At 43.5% G+C, this 17,474-nt stretch carries 17 protein-coding genes; 13 read left to right on the top strand and 4 right to left on the bottom strand.

Annotated features, from left to right (window positions below; translation table 11 throughout):
• Positions 1 to 15: 15 nt before the first annotated feature.
• The gene (locus tag OCV12_RS19250; RefSeq protein ID WP_176679324.1) at positions 16 to 942 is read right to left on the bottom strand and encodes a LysR family transcriptional regulator; all 927 of its coding nucleotides are present in this window, start codon (positions 940 to 942) and stop codon (positions 16 to 18) included.
• Between the two features lie 129 nt (positions 943 to 1,071).
• Here OCV12_RS19250 and OCV12_RS19245 point away from each other — a divergent pair, with 129 nt between their 5' ends.
• Complete coding sequence (locus tag OCV12_RS19245) at positions 1,072 to 1,860, top strand: hypothetical protein (RefSeq protein WP_239847371.1); 789 nt, start codon at positions 1,072 to 1,074, stop codon at positions 1,858 to 1,860.
• Between the two features lie 120 nt (positions 1,861 to 1,980).
• Positions 1,981 to 3,492 (top strand): DUF1214 domain-containing protein, encoded by a 1,512-nt coding sequence (locus OCV12_RS19240; RefSeq protein ID WP_261886929.1) that lies wholly within the window; start codon positions 1,981 to 1,983, stop codon positions 3,490 to 3,492.
• 141 nt (positions 3,493 to 3,633) lie between these two features.
• On the opposite strand, the gene OCV12_RS19235 is transcribed toward OCV12_RS19240, so the two are convergent.
• The gene (locus tag OCV12_RS19235; RefSeq protein ID WP_102307642.1) at positions 3,634 to 4,272 is read right to left on the bottom strand and encodes an RpiB/LacA/LacB family sugar-phosphate isomerase; all 639 of its coding nucleotides are present in this window, start codon (positions 4,270 to 4,272) and stop codon (positions 3,634 to 3,636) included.
• 52 nt (positions 4,273 to 4,324) lie between these two features.
• Complete coding sequence (gene kduD / locus OCV12_RS19230; protein ID WP_210472550.1) at positions 4,325 to 5,086, bottom strand: 2-dehydro-3-deoxy-D-gluconate 5-dehydrogenase KduD; 762 nt, start codon at positions 5,084 to 5,086, stop codon at positions 4,325 to 4,327.
• Between the two features lie 318 nt (positions 5,087 to 5,404).
• Between kduD and OCV12_RS19225 the strand changes: the two genes are divergently transcribed.
• The 11 genes from OCV12_RS19225 (at position 5,405) to OCV12_RS19175 (ending at position 16,413) form a co-directional block, all read left to right on the top strand.
• Entirely contained in the window at positions 5,405 to 6,736 is a 1,332-nt protein-coding gene (locus tag OCV12_RS19225) for an MFS transporter (RefSeq protein WP_261886928.1), read from the top strand.
• A gap of 143 nt (positions 6,737 to 6,879) precedes the next feature.
• Complete coding sequence (locus tag OCV12_RS19220; RefSeq protein WP_239847376.1) at positions 6,880 to 7,761, top strand: DMT family transporter; 882 nt, start codon at positions 6,880 to 6,882, stop codon at positions 7,759 to 7,761.
• 196 nt (positions 7,762 to 7,957) lie between these two features.
• Positions 7,958 to 8,197: a hypothetical protein gene (locus OCV12_RS19215; protein ID WP_176679318.1), complete on the top strand. Its 240-nt coding sequence runs from the start codon at positions 7,958 to 7,960 to the stop codon at positions 8,195 to 8,197.
• A gap of 225 nt (positions 8,198 to 8,422) precedes the next feature.
• A complete protein-coding gene (locus tag OCV12_RS19210; protein WP_261886927.1) occupies positions 8,423 to 9,322 on the top strand; it encodes a LysR family transcriptional regulator in 900 nt (299 codons plus the stop codon).
• 160 nt (positions 9,323 to 9,482) lie between these two features.
• On the top strand, positions 9,483 to 9,791 hold the full coding sequence (locus OCV12_RS19205) for a DUF3302 domain-containing protein (RefSeq protein WP_261886926.1): 309 nt from the start codon (positions 9,483 to 9,485) through the stop codon (positions 9,789 to 9,791).
• Complete coding sequence (locus OCV12_RS19200; protein ID WP_261886925.1) at positions 9,791 to 10,909, top strand: HlyD family secretion protein; 1,119 nt, start codon at positions 9,791 to 9,793, stop codon at positions 10,907 to 10,909. Before OCV12_RS19205 ends, OCV12_RS19200 begins: the two co-directional genes overlap by 1 nt.
• A gap of 59 nt (positions 10,910 to 10,968) precedes the next feature.
• Positions 10,969 to 12,030: an HlyD family secretion protein gene (locus OCV12_RS19195; protein ID WP_261886924.1), complete on the top strand. Its 1,062-nt coding sequence runs from the start codon at positions 10,969 to 10,971 to the stop codon at positions 12,028 to 12,030.
• 10 nt (positions 12,031 to 12,040) lie between these two features.
• The gene (locus OCV12_RS19190; protein WP_239847382.1) at positions 12,041 to 13,042 is read left to right on the top strand and encodes a hypothetical protein; all 1,002 of its coding nucleotides are present in this window, start codon (positions 12,041 to 12,043) and stop codon (positions 13,040 to 13,042) included.
• A 508-nt stretch (positions 13,043 to 13,550) separates the two neighbouring features.
• A complete protein-coding gene (locus OCV12_RS19185) occupies positions 13,551 to 14,315 on the top strand; it encodes a hypothetical protein (RefSeq protein ID WP_261886923.1) in 765 nt (254 codons plus the stop codon).
• Between the two features lie 103 nt (positions 14,316 to 14,418).
• Positions 14,419 to 14,823 (top strand): hypothetical protein, encoded by a 405-nt coding sequence (locus tag OCV12_RS19180; RefSeq protein WP_261886922.1) that lies wholly within the window; start codon positions 14,419 to 14,421, stop codon positions 14,821 to 14,823.
• 84 nt (positions 14,824 to 14,907) lie between these two features.
• Entirely contained in the window at positions 14,908 to 16,413 is a 1,506-nt protein-coding gene (locus tag OCV12_RS19175; protein WP_261886921.1) for a CoA transferase, read from the top strand.
• Between the two features lie 161 nt (positions 16,414 to 16,574).
• Here the strand turns inward: OCV12_RS19175 and OCV12_RS19170 are convergent, their stop codons facing one another.
• On the bottom strand, positions 16,575 to 17,462 hold the full coding sequence (locus tag OCV12_RS19170; RefSeq protein ID WP_176679309.1) for a LysR family transcriptional regulator: 888 nt from the start codon (positions 17,460 to 17,462) through the stop codon (positions 16,575 to 16,577).
• Positions 17,463 to 17,474: the final 12 nt, after the last annotated feature.

Here is a 17,474-nt window from a genome sequence, read left to right as displayed (position 1 = left end):
AAAACAAAGCTAGCCTTACTGATGATTAGCCTCTGCCATTGCCGTTTCAATCAAATCCAACAGCCATTTGTATTTGGCTGAGTGCTGGTTTTTCTTATGAAGATAAGCGAATACCTCCATCTCCTCGGTTCCCTCTTCCAGTCCCTCAATCACGATTGAGCGTAATACCCCTTTGTGTTGTTCAATCACCGGAGGCATGCAAGGGGCGATAATATTGGAATGCTTGATCGTTTCGATTAACCCGACAATAGAAGTCGTTCGCAGTGCCATGTTAATTGTCTTACCTTGGCTCAACACTTCCTCTTCCAACCGTGAATGTTTGTTTTGGTCGAAATAAGCGAGGTCAACGTGAGCAAATGGAAACGACAACAAATCATCAATCGTCGCGATGGACGCCTTGAAAGGATGATCTTCTCTTACTGCCAATACAAACTTTAAGTTCACGAGAGGGACGGCAATGATCTCAGCAGGCAAATTCTTAGCTTCGAAATGAATGACAAAATCAATCTCGTCACTCTTAAGCCTTTCTAAAGAGTTTTGGGAACTCGTATGGCTGATCAATCTTGAAAGTGGACTTTCTACTGATAGCTGATGAAACAGAGCCGGAGTCAACCAAGGCAGAACATGAGGATTCGCCTCAATCTTAAAATCTTCACTGAGGTCCGCGGGATTAAACTGTTTTCCTTCTTCTATCGCCGTAACCAATCCGTCCAATAGCGGGAAAACGCGTTGATAAAGGTCGTCCGAATAAGGCGTCGGTAAAAACTGCTGATGAGACAGCACAAACAATTCTTCACCTAAGGATTCCTTAAGCTTCTTGATGCTTTGGCTAACCGCTGGTGTCGAGACAAACAACCTCTCAGCCGCTTTTCTCAAGCTCTTCTCCTGATACACCACCACAAACACTTTCAATAAGTTCAGATCGACATTGTTCAGTTTCATGAGACACCATAAAGCATTGCTTAACGAATGGTTAAGTTTATATGAATTAACTTAACAAAGTCCACTTTGTATAGTTATCCCACCTTCACGAAGTACACGGATGTAGTGAGATAACTCTATGAGGCAGCTATGTTATTACAACGTTCGATCCTTTCTCTAACCCCTCTTCTGTTAGCTAGCGGTGCTATCGCTGAAGAAACAGAAGTTCAAGATATGTCAGACCCATTAGCGGTCTACACACAAGCAGGCTTCGGCTACACCGACAAAGGCTTAAACCTAAAAGTCGGACAAACCTACGACACTGGCAGTGATACCACCATGGGCATGAATGTGTTCGAAATCAAAGGTATCGCTGGTGAGGCGATTGGTTGGAACGGTCGAGGTGCAGACGACAGTATTGATTCCTTCCGCTTTAGAAACTTCGGTGTAGACCTAACTAATGGCAGAGGCTCGCAAGTTGATATGTCTTGGGACTTCGATAACAACCAAGGCAGCGCGTCTTACAGCTTTATTCAAGCTTTACCACAAATGGGCATGTTTAACTTTTACCCACTCGCTGGTGTCGGTATCGCTGCAGGTGAAGAGTTGGTTGAAGGCACTGGAGGCGATCTCGATGCCGATCAACTTCGCGACCGCTACAACATGCACGGTACTTTCTACGTCGCAGGTATGTACGCCAAGATGCAACTGACTGACAAGATTTGGCTGAACTATAACCCAATGTATTTAGGCACAATGTCGGGGTCTTCAACGTTCAAAGATTTTGGCTTTGAGGGCAGTGACTCCGTACTCGCGCATGAATTTGCAGCAAGCTATCAGATCACTCCAAGAGCCAACGTTCGTTATTTCGCAAACTGGACTGAAAACACCAGTATCGAAGACGGTGATCACCGCATCGAATTTAACTATCAGTTTTAACAAATCAGTTCTAACCAATCAGTTTTAGCAAAGCCGTTTTAACTGAGTATTTCTAAGAACAGTTTCAAATTAAAAACCAAGTTTCGAATAAAAAAAGTTTCGAATTTTTGAGGACACAACATGAACATTTTATATAAAGCGATAGCCGGTACTTTCACCTGCCCACTGCGATCGACAGCGATGCTCGTTTCTGTAACGGCTTTGTTTTCTGCAACAGCGATTGCTGGGAACGATAATCCAACAGAAACCCTTCAAACACGTGCGGGAGACTTCACCTTCGAAACCGACTTTCTTCATGGTATTCCAACACAAGAAAGTTCAGCGAAGTTGTTTGAACTGATGGACTATCAACGTGCGTCACAAGCTTACATTTGGTCGGTGCCTTTGGTTTCAAACTACGCATGGAAACAAGCTTATGCCGACATGGGTGCAGAGGACGGTCAAATAACTTATGTTGAGTCCCATGAATCTAAGCTAGGAGGTTTAACTTACAACACCTCTACGCCTTACGCGATTACTTGGTTTAACGTAGAAAAAGAGCCAGTCGTTATAGAAATTCCAACAGATGAACTGCGCGGTGCAGTGCACACCATGTGGCAAATCGGTATTTCTCAGATGACTGAACCGGGCGTCTACGTGGTAAAAGCCAAAGGAGCAGAAACACCAACTAACCTGCCAAAAGGCGCTAAGGTTTTTGAGTCTGATACCAACTATGTTTTCTTCGGCGTTCGTTTAATGGCAGATTCAGACAAACAACGTATGAAAGACTTAGAGGCTCTCAAAATTACCGACCTCAACGGTAAGCCGCTGAGCAATAACGGCGTAAACTTCCCTGAGCGCGGTGAAGATGCCAAACACCCAAGAGGCATGGCATTTTGGAATACGTTGAATGAAGCGATTCAAGCAGAACCAGTAGCAGAGCGTGATCGCATGATGCACGACATGCTACGCCCACTGGGTATTGAAAAAGACAAAGCATTTGCCCCATCGGCTCAACAGCGTGAGATTTTAGAACAAGCTGTCGTGATGGGAGAAGCGATGGTTAAGAACATCGACTTCAACAAAACAGAACGCTTGCCACACGCAGCTTACGGTAAAGAAGGCAACTTTTGGGAAGTCGCAACGGCTTCAACGCCGAACCAAGACCGTTACTACGGTATGGATCTCGATGGTCGCGCAGCGTGGTTCTATGAAGCTGTGACTAATGACGTTGCAATGCACGGTTTTGAGAATGGCGGTTGGGGTCAGATCTATCTAGACAACTACCGTGATGACAGCGGTAAAGGGCTTAATGGCAGCAACCACTACACTCTGACTCTGGATGGTGATGTAAACTTCGCCGATTTGTTCTGGACAATCACTGTTTATAACGTTGAGAACCGCGCCATTATCGACAACGACATTGAGCGTGCCGATGTAGGTTCAAACATCGAAGGAACGGTCAAAGACGCACAAGGTAATTACACCTTCCACTTCTCGCCAACTAAGCCAGCAGGTGTGAATGAAGCTAACTGGGTGCAAACTCGAGAAGACGAAAACTGGTTTGTTTACTTCCGTGCATACTCACCAAGTAAAGCATTTGTAGCGCAGCAGCCAGAGACCTTGTTGCCTAACTTCAAGCGTGTGAACTGATCAACTAAAGCGAGCCATATATGACCTGTTCACGCCAAAAATAGCTAATCAGCCTCACAGAGCAAAACAAAAGAGGAGCCTCAGGGCTCCTCTTTTCTATCTTCTATCTTCATCAAGCAGCTAAATAAGCTCTTGATAAACTTAATCTAAAAGTGAACGAACGTAATCCGCAATGTCTGGGTTTTGGCAATGATCAAAGAAGCATTGTTGGAAACGCTCACTGCCAACCGCTGTTTTCACGAGATCTTGGTCGATTGCTCTTAGCGAATCAATAAAGTTGTCTTTTACCACCGCCGCTTTCACTTCATTCAAAATCGCTGCGTTACGCTGTTGTGGTTCTGCGCGCTCCAGTGGGTAACCTTGGCCACGTTCACCTGTGAAAGCTTTTTCGAATATATAACGGATATTCAGCTCACCAGCCCAGCCAAAGCCTTTAGCAAAAGCAAGAGCGATAGCATTGCCGTTGTTGATTTGGTTAAACAAGAACGCATCTGATGGTTCTAGGCAGTAACCACACACCACACCCGGATGCAGGTTCAGTGACATCAAAGCACCTTGACCTGTACCGCAACCGGTCACAACAAAATCCACAGCCTTTGAGTTGATCAGAATGCTCGCCATGATACCGAGGTGGATATACGTTAAGTGGTGATCGTTCTCGTCTGTCATACCTAAGTTGAAAACATCGTGACCAATGCCACCCGCCACTGACTCTAGCTCAGCGGCAACCATGGCATTTTTACCTGCCTGACTGTTTTCCATCATTAAAGCGATTTTCATTTACTTCTCCTGCAAGATTGCTGCAAACTCAAAATTTAGAATAAATAACCAATTAGCGTGCTAACCAACCACCGTCAACAGCAATGGTGTAGCCGTTAATGTAATCCGATGCTGATGATGCTAAGAACACACAAGGGCCTGCGATGTCTTGCGGTTTCCCCCAACGTTCAGCCGGAATGCGCTCAAGGATCGCTTGATTGCGCACGGCATCTTCACGTAGAGCTTGAGTATTGTTCGTTTCCATATAGCCGGGTGCTATCGCATTCACATTGATATTGTCGCGCGCCCATTCGTTCGCCATCGCACGTGTCACTCCCATCACAGCACTTTTTGAAGCCGTATAAGAAGGAACTCGAATGCCACCTTGGAATGAAAGCATCGACGCAATGTTAATGATCTTTCCGCCAGTGCCTTGAGCCTTAAACTGCTTTGCAACCGCCTGAGACATAAAGAACACAGTCTTGGTGTTCACATTCATTACGTCATCCCAATCTTGCTCTGAGAACTCAATAGCATCTTGGCGACGAATAATTCCGGCATTGTTCACGAGGATGTCGACTTGGCCAAACTCAGCCAAAGTGCGCTCTATAACCCCGGGAATGCACGCTTGATCGAGAAGGTCAGCACGAACGTTTAGGAACGTATGGCCTGCTGCATTCATTTTCTCAATAGTCTCTTCAGGCTCTGTACGGTTAACACCGACAACTTTACAACCTGCTTCTGCTAGGCCTAACGCAATACCTTGCCCAAGCCCTGTATTACAGCCCGTCACTATCGCTACTTTCCCTTCCAGACTGAATGACTCTAAGATCATGCTCGCTTCCTCAATTACATTGGATTCATTGCGTATCGTTATTACCAACAATTAAATCATACAATAAGATGTAAATGCGAGAGCGACATTGTAGAAGTTCGATCTTGAACCAAAACCCGTCTTACAAGTTGAAACGATCACAACAAAATGAATGTATGGGGTGGTGATCTGAAGAGGAGTCAATCTGCAACAGATAAGGAATAGAGAGCCCGAAGATTCTCTAAATCAGATAATTTTGGATTATGACAACAATTCCATGATTTATAAGGTAAAAAGGTTTATACATAATAATGTGTTATTTAAAGTACTGAAATTATCATGACGCTCAAAGAAATCCTGAAAATTCCCAATGTCCGCTACTTCTTGATGTTCAGAAGCAGCTACTTTGCGCGTTTTTATTACCCTATTTTCACCCTACTCTTTTTAGATTACGGCTTAACCCTTTCTCAGTTTGCCATGCTCAACGTAGTTTGGGCAGCGACCATCGTGCTTGCAGAAGTCCCATCAGGGGCGTTCGCCGATACCTTAGGGCGTAAAAAGCTTGTGGTGTTGTCTTCGATTGTCATGTTCATTGAGATAGCGATGATCGCGCTCGTGCCGACCGGAGACGCTAACTTGGTGTTCATGGTCTTCTTGGTCAACCGGATACTCAGCGGGCTAGCAATGGCACTGGCAAGTGGTGCCGATGAGGCATTGGCTTACGACACCCTGAAAGAACAAGGCAATGAAGAATTATGGCCGCGAGTGTTACAAATACAGCTCCGTATCGCCTCAAGCGTTGGTATCTTTGTCACCTTGATCGGTGCAGCGATGTACGATGTGAATTTCATGGCGAACATCTTTCATGCTCTTGGATTAGCAGAACCAGAAAGCACCAAAGACCTGATGCGTATTCCTGTATTTGCCACGCTATTGGTCGCGTTGCTCGCGATTTATGCCGCAGTAAACATGCGTGAAGAAAAGAAGGTGATGCCAAGCGATCAAAGCAAATTAGCAACGACTGTCGCCAGCCTCAAGTTAACGGCTGATACCGGTAAGTGGGTACTTGCTACGCCTTACGTGCTGTTCATCCTGCTCTATTACAGCCTGTTCGAACACACTTCACGCATGTTCTTAACCATGAACAGCCAATACTATCTCGCGATTGATATTCCTATTATCTATTTTGGTTTTATTGGCGCGGGAATCAGTCTGCTAAAAATCATTTTAGCGGGGCAAAGCCGCAGGTTAGCAGAAAGTATCGAGCCAAAAACCTTTATTATTGTCATGGGCTTAGCAAGTATCGCGACCTATTATTGGATCAGTTTAGGGTGGTCAATTTATGGAGTGATTCCAGCTCTGGTACTTATCTTTATCATCATGACGATGAACATTTTCATCAGTTATCACCTGAACAAAAAGACCGAGTCACACAACCGAGCCACGGTTCTTAGTTTCAAAGGTTTGATGTTTAACCTCGGATACGGACTGATCGGTATTTTGTATGCTTACTACTACAAATTGGTCTCAAATAATTACACCGAGCAAGAAATAGAACAGAACCTCGCCTTCTTAGCATCGCTGTCTTCGTTCTGCTATTACTTCGCCTTATTGTTCGCTTTGATTAGCGCGCTGTTCTATTTCAAAAACAAGAAACAGCCGATCTTCTGAAGAAAGCATCGAACTGTTGAAGAGATCTTTACTGCCGAATTAAGAATAAAGGTGAGCCTGTGGCTATAAACAGATGATGACACTTCTTATCATGTGATTTTTTGTTAGTATCACCACCAAATTACATCACTCATGGAAGCGTCATGTCTTTTAGTTGGATCGCCTTTACCCTGCTTGCTGCCTTCAGCCAATCTTGGCGCAATGCCTTTCAAAGCAAGCTAGCCGGCACAATGAGCGTGGCTGGTGTGACGCTGGCTCGTTTTATTTGGGCAGGGCCGATTGCACTTCTCTACCTCTACGCTTTATATCAATGGCAGCCAGTCTCCGCGCCTAATTTTTCCGGTGAGTTTGTTTTCTACATAGTTGCTGCGGCAATCATGCAGATCCTTGCGACAGGCTTAATGGTGATGCTGTTTAAGCTAGAAAACTATGCGATTGGTGCTGGGCTTGCCAAGTGTGAGGCTCCGGTTTCAGCTGTGCTTTCGGTGCTCTTCTTTGGTACGGCATTAACCTTAACAGGCTGGATAGGCGTGTTAATTGGTACCTTAGGTGTATTGATCATGAGTAGCGCTTCCGGCTGGCGAAGCCTCTCTCCTAAAGTCTTTTGCTTGGGTATGGCATGTAGCACCGCCTTTGCCTTGACCTCGCTTTGGGTACGTGAAGCGAGCCTAAGTATTGGACTCCCTTTCCCTCATAGCGCTGCTTGGGTGCTGTTTCTGGTGATTACCCTTCAGACATTCATCATCTGTACTTACCTCTTCTTCAAAGAACGCGACACATTACGCCAGATATTCAAGAAGTCGAGACTGGTTGTGATGACAAGCCTAGCCAGTGTGATTGGCTCTCTTGGTTGGTTTAGCGCGATGTCACTTCAAGCCGTGCCATATGTGAAAACACTGGGACAAATTGAAGTGGTCTTTATGGTGCTGATTTCTTACTTCTGGTTGGGACAAAGCATCGCTCGCAAAGACATTCTTGCGTTAATCTTGCTTTCAATCGCCGCAGTCTTGGTGATGTGGCAATAGTTTGACCAACACTACCGAGGTGAGTCCTGGCAAACAAACGTAAGTGAACCGCCCTTTATCCATACTCATGATAAATACATCACGACATCATATAAGTTTTATGATGGCGTAAAATGATAAGAACCACCTTCACATAATTTTTATAGTGCCCGTATCAGCTATTTGTAATTACCTTTACTCAATAGGATACAGCCAAATGAAAACACTCACTCAAATCGTACTAGCAACAATCGTATTTACAACCTCACTAATGGCATTCGCTGAACCGACGACCACCAACGAAGCTCCATCAGAAACGCCGACCATAACGGTAAAACATGAAGCAATGACAGTGACGCTAACAGATAAACATTTTGTGCCTGCAGATGAAGCTGAATCCGCCGAGGCTCAGAAGCTAACGCAAAATACCGACTCAAAGCCACAACCAACAATATAGTGTGAGCACCAGTAAAGACTGGTCACAGATTTACTCATCATCGAGAACGTTCACATCGACTTAGGTGTGGACGACATCGTTGAGAACGCAACAACAATCAAGCAGTTCAGCGCTACCGTTAATTTATTGTCAGGAAATCGATAAGCATAGCTCTGAAGGCTAGAATTAAGCCAAGATTCAACCATAATCTAATTATTGTTAACGTTAGCTTAAATGGTTTATGTCATGGATCTTAATCTTCTCAAAACTCTCGATGCGGTAATGAAGGCACGAAGTGTTAACGTTGCGGCGGAAGCATTGGGCATTTCAGCTCCGGCAGTAAGCCAATCCCTTAATCGATTGAGGGAGCAATATAACGACCCTTTATTCATACGAGAAGGACGCGGTATTGCGCCAACAAACTTTGCCATTGAGTTACACGCGGAAGTACAAGAGCCTTTGAATTTACTCTTAAATGGGTCTAAATCTCGTCAACATTTTGATGCCCAAAATAGTCGCCGCACCTTTCGAATATCCAGCCACAAAGACATCGACATATTAGTCGTTCCTACATTAACCAAATATCGAAACGAACATGCTCCCAATACCAATATCGAAGCCGACATTGAACACCTTGATGAGCAATCTCGACAAGCCGATTTAAGACAACGCAAAGTCGATGTGATCTTGTCTACCGTTCCCCTAGAAGAACACGGTTATGACAACGTGAAGCTGTTTGAACAGCGCCTTGTCGTGGTACTCAATGCAAGTCACCCTCGCATTCAAGGCAACATAACGATGGAACAGTTTTTTGCCGAAGAACACATCATTTGGCAAACACAGAGAATGAATGACTACACACTCAACTCGGTCAGTAATGTTCCACTGCCCGTGCGCAAAGTCGCTTACACAACAAGTTCCGCGCTCACTGGGTTGGTATTAGCCAGCCAAACTGATTGGCTATGTGTCACCGCGAGTTCCATTGCAGACAAAGTGTCTAAAAGCGATAAATATCAGATCATCGAGTTACCCTTCTCGACTGAGCCCGTTCCCATCTATATGACTTGGCATCATTCTCAACGCAACGACAACGGTCATAAATGGTTTCGCGATGCTCTAATTACGTCGACTCAATCTATCAACTAAACAATACCCTCCCCTTCAATTAAGCCAAAGCGCACTTTCGATTAAGCAGTACTTAAATGTCATTTAACCTTTACCCTATCGATTGGGTAAGGGTTCGCTTTTATGCTTTCTGATACTGCTGAAATTAATGGTCGATTTCATCCGTAATGGAGAGAGCCTTATGAACCTTACTTTAGATTACTTATCTTTGGGTATTCTGATCCTCGTACTACTGATCTTAGTGTACGGCCTGATTGTGATTCACGATATTCCTTATGAGATTGCTGTAAAACGCAATCACCCTCATCAAGATGCCATCCACGTAGCCGGTTGGATCAGCCTATTTTTCTTACACGTCATGTGGCCGCTGCTCTGGGTTTGGGCGATGTTGAGTGAACCATTGAGAACGACGAATGCAGAACAATCAAAGCTCGATGAGCTCGAACAACGTATCAATGCGCTGCAAGCAAAAAGCGAGGGGGAAAAGTAATGGAAACCTTGATAATCCTAAGCTACGTCGCACTATGTGTGATTGTATTTCGTGTCTTAAAGCTGCCTAAAAACAAATGGACAATTACCACCGCAACTGTCATTGGTGCCTTCTTAGTCGGTTGGATATTTTTATACATGGCGATGTACCAGCCAGTAGCAAGAGTGGCCGGTGTGTATAGTGTGACTACCCCAATCACCTCAGAAGTTTCAGGTGAAGTCACCGACGTTTTTGTAAAAGGCAATGTTGCTTTGAAGAAAGGCGATCCTCTGTACCAAATCGACCCAACGCCATTTCAAGCAACAGTAGACAGAGCCAAAGCAGAAGTCACCGCGGCAAGCGCCACCATTGATGAATTGCTTCTGTCTAAACAAGACATCCGCGAATCCATCAACAAAACGCAGGCTCAACTTGTCTTTAACGAAAAGGAATTAAGCCGTTTTAATGAGTTGGCAAAGAGCGATTTTGCTTCTCAAACAAAAGTAGACAAATTTACTGACTCGATAGCAGAACTCAAAGCCGTTCAGGCACAAAATCACATTCAATTAGACGTGGCTGATTCAAAGATTGCACAACAATTGGCCGCAAAAAATGTTCACCTATCTGAGCTCGATAAAGCTCAGTTCGACCTCAATAAAACATTGGTTGTCGCACCGACAGATGGCTACGTTACACAGGTGGCATTACGCCCTGGCATGAAAAGCCGTGTCGTCCCTTTCCAAGGAAACTTAACCTTTGTGCATGACGAATCTAAAACCATTGTCGCGGCATTCAAACAAAACCCAGCGCGTTATATCAAACCCGGCTACGAAGCAGAAGTGACTTTCAAAACCATTCCCGGCCATGCTTACCGAGCAAAAGTCGTCGATGTAATGGACATCTTTAAACAAGGTGCCGTCACGCCATCGGGCAATCTGAATGACCCAATTGAGAGAGTCGGTGGCCGCGTGTTAGTGAAAGTCGAACTTGTTCAACCGGAGTTATTGGATGGTCAGCCTATCCCTGCAGGTACAGACGCGCATGTCGCCGTGTATTCACCGAAATGGGAAATGTTCTCTATCGTACGTAAAGTAATTCTACGCATGCAAAGTTGGCAAAACTGGGTTTTTGAAGGTTAGAAATAACCTATAAAAAAGTATTTATCAAAAATAACATTTAACTTAACAGAGAAAACAAAATGAACTTGCAACACATCACCAACAAAGTAGGAAAGAGCGTATTCGTCGCGCTCGTATTGTTTGGTGTAAGCATGGTGTTTAGTGATATTAACGCGCCATTCACGACTAACGCCTATCTAAAAAAAGACATCATCTCAGTAACAACAGGAGCAGAAGGCAACGTTAGTGAGATCTTTGTGAAAAACGGCGACTACATCAAGAAAGGCGACCCAATTTTTGCCATTGATGAGCACGATTTGGTTGAAAATAAAGACATCGCTTACGCCAATATGGTGGTTATTCAGCAGCATCTGACTCGCTTAAAAATCGAAATAAAACAAGCAACACAACAGGTGGATCAGCAACAAGAAATTGTTGATAACGCACGAACGCATTATCAACGCTTCAAGGCACTACTTACCAAAGGAACCATCAGCCAAGAGATGTTTGATGATGCGCATTTAGCTTATTTAGACGCTGAAAAAGAACTTAAAAAGGACAAACTTGAGCTAGACTCCAAAACGGTTCAATTGGGAGAAGAAGGTGAAAATGGCGGGCTAATGTTAGCGCAAGCTCTACTCAATAGAGCGGATAGAAAGATCTCAAAAGCGATCACGTTTGCTTCGGTTTCAGGCTGGGTCACGAACTTACAACTTAATGTTGGTGAGTTTATTAATAACCGCAACCCTCAAGTGGCTATCACGTTAGATCACAATGCCAACCTAGTGGCGAACTTCAATGAAAAAGCACTAGGGCGACTAGAAGGTGCAACCGTCATGATCGTATTTGATGCCCTACCCGGTGAGATATTTACTGGAACAATCAAATCCAAAGACTCCGCAGTGCAAGTGAACCAGCGCAACGATAATGATATGGGCAAAGAAGCATTTGTGCAGCGTGATGAGCGTTGGATAAGAAAAAGCCAACAAGTAAGAACAGTGATTGAAGTCGAAGACTTACCCGCTGAACTCATATCTGGCTCTAAAGCTACTACGATGATCAAGCCGGAAGGTTCCGGATTTTGGAGCTTGTTCTCTGTCACCGTGATGAAGTTCATCTCCCTATTTCGCTACATCTATTAGATCTTGAACCATGAATATACGCCCAGTTCTTCGAGCTAGTCTATTTTTTACCGTCGCCATCGTGATTGCAGAGTTATTAAACATGCAGCAAGTCGTGCTGTGTGTTTTCCTAGGGCCTGCAATCATCAGTGGTCATAAATTTAGCCTGAGAGTGTCAGTCATTTTCCTGATGCGAATCTTAGCTTTTGTGGTGGTAGGCATGTTGGTTGGGGAGATGTTTTATAACAACCAGATGTTTGCAGTCATGTTGAGTGCCTCATTATTCTGGTGCTTGATGACTGGCATAAAATACCCATCAAAAATCATGGCCTACACGTCACCCGTTTTTCTGTATTGTTATGCCTTTATCAATACAACCAGTGGCTTAGTCGTCGAAAATACAATTCTAGAGTTACTACAAGGGGTCTCATTTATGATTCCGCTCGGGTGGCTCTGCTTTAAACTGTTTCCGTCTGACAACGAGCTTCCCAAAACAAAAAGCACAGCCAAGGAACCTACGATTTCAGAACTGCATAAACTGCTGATAGTTGTCCTGATAACGTGCGCTTTAGTCACATTTCTGACCATGGATATTGGTGGTGCTATTTTTTGTCTTTCTGTCGTAATCAATGCCGCGCTACGAAGCAGTATTAAGCAAGGTAAATTGGTCGTTCAATCCATTATCCCAGTGCAAATTACAGGCTGCTTAATGGCGCTACTATTCCACCTTTTACTGCTTGGTCATCCAAACAACATTGCGCTCTTTGCCTTACTATTGTTTGTATTAACTAGCGTGGTTCACTACTTTTCATTCCATAAAGAGTTGCGACACAAAGATATTCCGAACTTCGAAGTAGGTTTTATGTCGGCAGTATTAGTCCCTGTGACCCTCTATACACAATCAAATGGTTTCCATGTAGAGCCTTTTGTTGAACGAATGTTTGATATGGCATGCATTTGGGCAGTCTTAAATGTCATCGTGTACTTCGTGCTACGGCATAAACGTAAGAATCATCCAGTATCCACTAATTAACCTCGATTCACTTCGCCATTAGTTATTGTGTTACTCATGGCGTGATTGGCTACGCTCGACATCTAACAAAACAGGGCTTCAGGATTAATGGCAATATCTCACAGTACTAAGTTACTATTGTTATTCTAAAATCGAAAGCTCATCCCCACCAGCTTAATGCAATAACTCCATTTTAAACGATAAATCGAAAGCTTCGATCTCTTCATTACTATTCCGATTATCAATATCGACCATTTCATTCAGTTTTTTAGTCCGTGTAACATGTTGTTTTATTGAAAATAATTGAACACATGCTGATCGTATTCAATCTAAATTTATCGCCATCCTCCCCCAATACATGCAAATGCAAACCCTTTTTTTTCACGCAATAATCTTCTACAAATCCACTTTTGCACCAGTGCAATTATGAAGCGTAATTCAAGATATTTATCGAAAACAAGGTGGTGAATATACTCTCTCTCAACAACACGGCACTACGCCAAATTTTAAATTGAAAGAGAAAAACATCATGAAACTTAATACCACAACAACCGCTATCCTAATTGCTTCACTGGCTTCAACTAGCGTTCTAGCAGCTAGCAATACAGACACTTCTTCTGTTTCCGCAGGTATTGGCTTTGACAACTACGGCGCAAGCGTAAAAGTTCAATTCGATGACCAAACTGAAGCAAACCAAACCAAAAGTATTATTGAAGTAAAAGGCATTGCAGGGGACAACCTAGGTTGGTCTGGCTCAAGCGAGCGTGATGATTCAATTGATAGCGTTCGAGCTCGTTACTTCAATACTGACAAGGCATCGAACATCGGTAGCTACATTGATACCGAATATGACGTAGAAAAAGAACAGCTTGATCTATCAGCAAACATCACTTGGAAATACCAATACAACCGCATTGAAGTTTTACCTTATGCGGGTGTTGGCTTAACCATCATGAACGGCGAACTGCCTCTTGAAGAAAATGGTTACCCAATTGATGACCACGTTACAGGCTACACCCTACCAGGTACTTACGGCCAAATCGGTGCGTACGCAAAAGTGAAAATCTTAGACAACTTGGATTTTATGTATAACCCAGAATGGCGCAGCACATTGGGCGGTGCAACGGTTTACACAGATCACTATTACAACGGTGAAGACACACTATTCACGAACGAAATACGCTTAACGTACCAAATCACCGCAGATTTAGACGTTCAATACCATGAAGAATGGGATTCAGAACAAGACTACTCAGACGCAACACGTGGATTTGAATTTAACTACAAATTCTAACAACGAGAATCAACCTCATTAATTTTAATCACTATCAATCCTAATAAATAACATTTCATAACCAATGAGTTAACTGAATATTTATTAGGATAGGAGACATACCATGAATACACATATGACAAAAATCGAAGCACCAACATGGCTGCCAAAACTGTTTCAGGCAATTGATACATTAGATTTTTCTGAAAATTCAGGCTTCGAAATCTTGCGTGACGATATTGTGATGCAATTTGGACAGGAAAAGATCATCGGCCTTGAGAACGCGAAAGCTTACTTCAAAAAAATAGATGAACCCTTCATCACTGAGCATTTTATTCACGACGTTTACCAAGTGGGTAACGCGATCATTATGAACGGTGGTGCAAAAATCACAGAAAAACAGAACCTTGATAATGTCATTTCTTTTGATTCGCTATTGAACATTCTGTGGCTTGATGAAAATAACTTAGTTGAACGTTATGTCGTCGATTATCCGCCAGAACTTGAGCAGCACAAACCGAAAAACTAAGCGCCTTATCAAAACAAATTCCATTGGCAGCGTTGCCGTTATACCCAGCAGCGCTCAATAAAGTAAGAATTAGAGACAAATATTATGAATACGAATCAACACAAAGTTTATCAACATATTGCAGATACACTTAATCTATCTACACCAGCATCAGATATCAATGTGGTTCAAACACCGACTTACCTAAAAGAAGATCTAGCAACTGCAGATTACATTACCGGTGTGATTGCAGCATTTGGGGCTAGCTTGGAAGAGATTGGCGAACTACGAGGCCTGCCAAAACAGAGCGTAACCGTTGACCGACGCCATGCGACCATGAGTTTGAACGACCCGGCATACCATTACCTAAATGGTACACTAATTCTTGGTGGTGAAATCGAAGTTCCAGTGAACAGCATCCAACAATCGAAAGACGGTCAATGGATGTGTATGAATGGTGCTTACCCGCATTTACGCGATGGTATTTTAAATTACTTCGATTCAGCAAATAACTACCAAAGCTTGAGCGACCAAGTTGCTAAAGTTGACATTGCAAAAATTGAAGCCGATTTTGAAGAGCAAGGCCTATGTATGGCGCCGCTTTACACACCAGAACAATGGCTAGCACATCCGCAAGGGCAAGCTATGGCTAAGCATCCTCTGGTATTGGTTGATCAACAAGGCGATGCAAAGTCTAAAAAGTTAACTCAAGCAAAACATCGTCCACTTGAAGGGCTTAAAATCATTGATGTCACTCACGTGGTGGCTGGCCCATGGTCTACTCGTCAGCTCGCGGAATACGGTGCAGACGTCATCTCGATTCGTAACCCTGAATTTCCGTTCTTGTACCCAGTAATCTTTGAGCAAAGTTACGGTAAAAAGCAGATACAACTCGACTTGAAGCAGCAACAACACAAAGAGAAGTTCACTGAATTGTTGAAAGATGCCGATGCACTCGTATGGGGTTACGGTCCAAACTCTCTAGAAAGACTAGGATTCGATCAAAAAACACTAATGGAGATCAACCCTAACCTCGTTGTTACTCAGATCTCTGCATACGGTCCAACGGGCCCTTGGAGCAAACGTAAAGGTTGGGAGCAATTGGCTCAAACTTGTACAGGCATGACACACATCGCATCGCAAGGTCGCGACCAATACCACCTTGTTGGCGCTCTCGTACTGGATTTCAGCACAGGGTTCTTAGCTGCAATCGGCACGATTTCAGCACTGATCCAACGTGAGAAGAAAGGTGGATTCTGGAATGTAGAAACCATGCTAGCACGTTCAGCAATGGAGCTTTTAAGTTTAGATGCCCAAAAAGAAGAAGTTGTGCCGATTTCAATGGCTGACATGCGCGAGTACTTAATCGACCAAACCAGCGAATCAGGTTCGGTGTTCACTCGAATTACACCTTATGTACAGTTGTCTGAGACCCCAGCTTACTGCCAAACAGGACCTTCCGTGATGGGCGCACATGATCCAATCAAAACAACATGGAGCGACGAACCCGCAGGAAACGGCGCAATCACTCACCGTCCATCAGAAGTCGTTAACCGAGGCTTGTTTGGTTTCATACCGGGCTATGGCCACGAAGACATCATGCTACGCTAAGTAAACGTTCTTCATAAAAACAACGAGCATTAGCGATAAGACTGGGGGTTTCGTCCCCCACCCTGCCCACACAAAAACGAAACGAATTATGAGTCACCAAAGAGACGGGATAAACATAGGAACTTATGTTTATCCCGTCTCAATTTTATTTGACTATATGCCTACACATACCGGAAATAATTAGACATGAATTCAAGGAAATATTCAGTCCTCATAGGTTTAAGTTTCCGTTCTGGATACAACATATTAACCACCGTTTCAGAAAAAATCTCACTCTCTAATATCGTCACTAATTGTTGGTCAGCGTCATATTTATTGGCCATCGATTTCGTAATATAAGCAAGCCCAAGGCCTGCTATACATGACTGAAGTACCGCATAACTGCTGTTTACCGCAACCGAATACGGTAGGTGTTTTATCGCGTTTTTATCTTTATAATTAAACGGGTTTTTGTTTAACACTTGTCGGTGAGGGGGAGTCATTTCGTCAATCGAATTAATGTCACCGTACTGAGCTAAATACTCTTTCGAGGCCATTAAATAGCGTCTGTGTGTCATAAGATGTTTTGAAATTAAACTTTGATTCGATGCTTCACCGATACAAAACCAAACATCAACGCCTTCTTCAACGATATCTACGGAACGATTTGAAAACTCTAAATCTAACACCACTTTTGGGTACTTAATCGCAAACTCATTGAGCGCATTGTTTAGCGCCAAGTTACCGAGATCAACTGGTATCACCAATCGTAACACCCCTGTCGGCTCAACTTGCGTATTGGTTATCTCGTTTTCCGAACGAACCAACAAGTCTTCGATGTTCTGGCAGTAGCCATAAAACGCCTTACCTTCCTCAGTAAGGGTGAGTGTTCTGGTTGTTCTCAGTAGTAGCTTAACCCCATAAAATGATTCGAGATCTGATATTTTTCGACTCACAGTTGATGGATTAATGACTAGCTCTTCCGCTGTCTTTGAAAGCGAATTTAGCTCTACAACTCGCCTAAAAATAGTCAACGTATTTAGATCAAAATTATTATTGCTTCTGTGCAAAACTCTTCCTCA

Origin of the sequence: Vibrio pomeroyi (assembly GCF_024347595.1) — a bacterium.
Classification (GTDB): Bacteria; Pseudomonadota; Gammaproteobacteria; order Enterobacterales; family Vibrionaceae; genus Vibrio; species Vibrio pomeroyi.
Note: the sequence above shows the minus strand (reverse complement) of the source record. Positions and strands in the feature narration are given on the sequence as shown.

Bases quoted from the DNA above. Each gene is read 5' to 3' on its own strand.
- kduD (WP_210472550.1), bottom strand. From the start codon at position 5,086: ATGATCTTAGAGTCATTCAGTCTGGAAGGGAAAGTAGCGATAGTGACG.
- OCV12_RS19185 (WP_261886923.1), top strand. From the start codon at position 13,551: ATGAAACTTAATACCACAACAACCGCTATCCTAATTGCTTCACTGGCT.
- OCV12_RS19210 (WP_261886927.1), top strand. From the start codon at position 8,423: ATGGATCTTAATCTTCTCAAAACTCTCGATGCGGTAATGAAGGCACGA.
- OCV12_RS19205 (WP_261886926.1), top strand. From the start codon at position 9,483: ATGAACCTTACTTTAGATTACTTATCTTTGGGTATTCTGATCCTCGTA.
- OCV12_RS19200 (WP_261886925.1), top strand. From the start codon at position 9,791: ATGGAAACCTTGATAATCCTAAGCTACGTCGCACTATGTGTGATTGTA.
- OCV12_RS19250 (WP_176679324.1), bottom strand. From the start codon at position 942: ATGAAACTGAACAATGTCGATCTGAACTTATTGAAAGTGTTTGTGGTG.
- OCV12_RS19180 (WP_261886922.1), top strand. From the start codon at position 14,419: ATGAATACACATATGACAAAAATCGAAGCACCAACATGGCTGCCAAAA.
- OCV12_RS19225 (WP_261886928.1), top strand. From the start codon at position 5,405: ATGACGCTCAAAGAAATCCTGAAAATTCCCAATGTCCGCTACTTCTTG.
- OCV12_RS19240 (WP_261886929.1), top strand. From the start codon at position 1,981: ATGAACATTTTATATAAAGCGATAGCCGGTACTTTCACCTGCCCACTG.
- OCV12_RS19235 (WP_102307642.1), bottom strand. From the start codon at position 4,272: ATGAAAATCGCTTTAATGATGGAAAACAGTCAGGCAGGTAAAAATGCC.
- OCV12_RS19175 (WP_261886921.1), top strand. From the start codon at position 14,908: ATGAATACGAATCAACACAAAGTTTATCAACATATTGCAGATACACTT.
- OCV12_RS19190 (WP_239847382.1), top strand. From the start codon at position 12,041: ATGAATATACGCCCAGTTCTTCGAGCTAGTCTATTTTTTACCGTCGCC.
- OCV12_RS19245 (WP_239847371.1), top strand. From the start codon at position 1,072: ATGTTATTACAACGTTCGATCCTTTCTCTAACCCCTCTTCTGTTAGCT.
- OCV12_RS19215 (WP_176679318.1), top strand. From the start codon at position 7,958: ATGAAAACACTCACTCAAATCGTACTAGCAACAATCGTATTTACAACC.
- OCV12_RS19195 (WP_261886924.1), top strand. From the start codon at position 10,969: ATGAACTTGCAACACATCACCAACAAAGTAGGAAAGAGCGTATTCGTC.
- OCV12_RS19220 (WP_239847376.1), top strand. From the start codon at position 6,880: ATGTCTTTTAGTTGGATCGCCTTTACCCTGCTTGCTGCCTTCAGCCAA.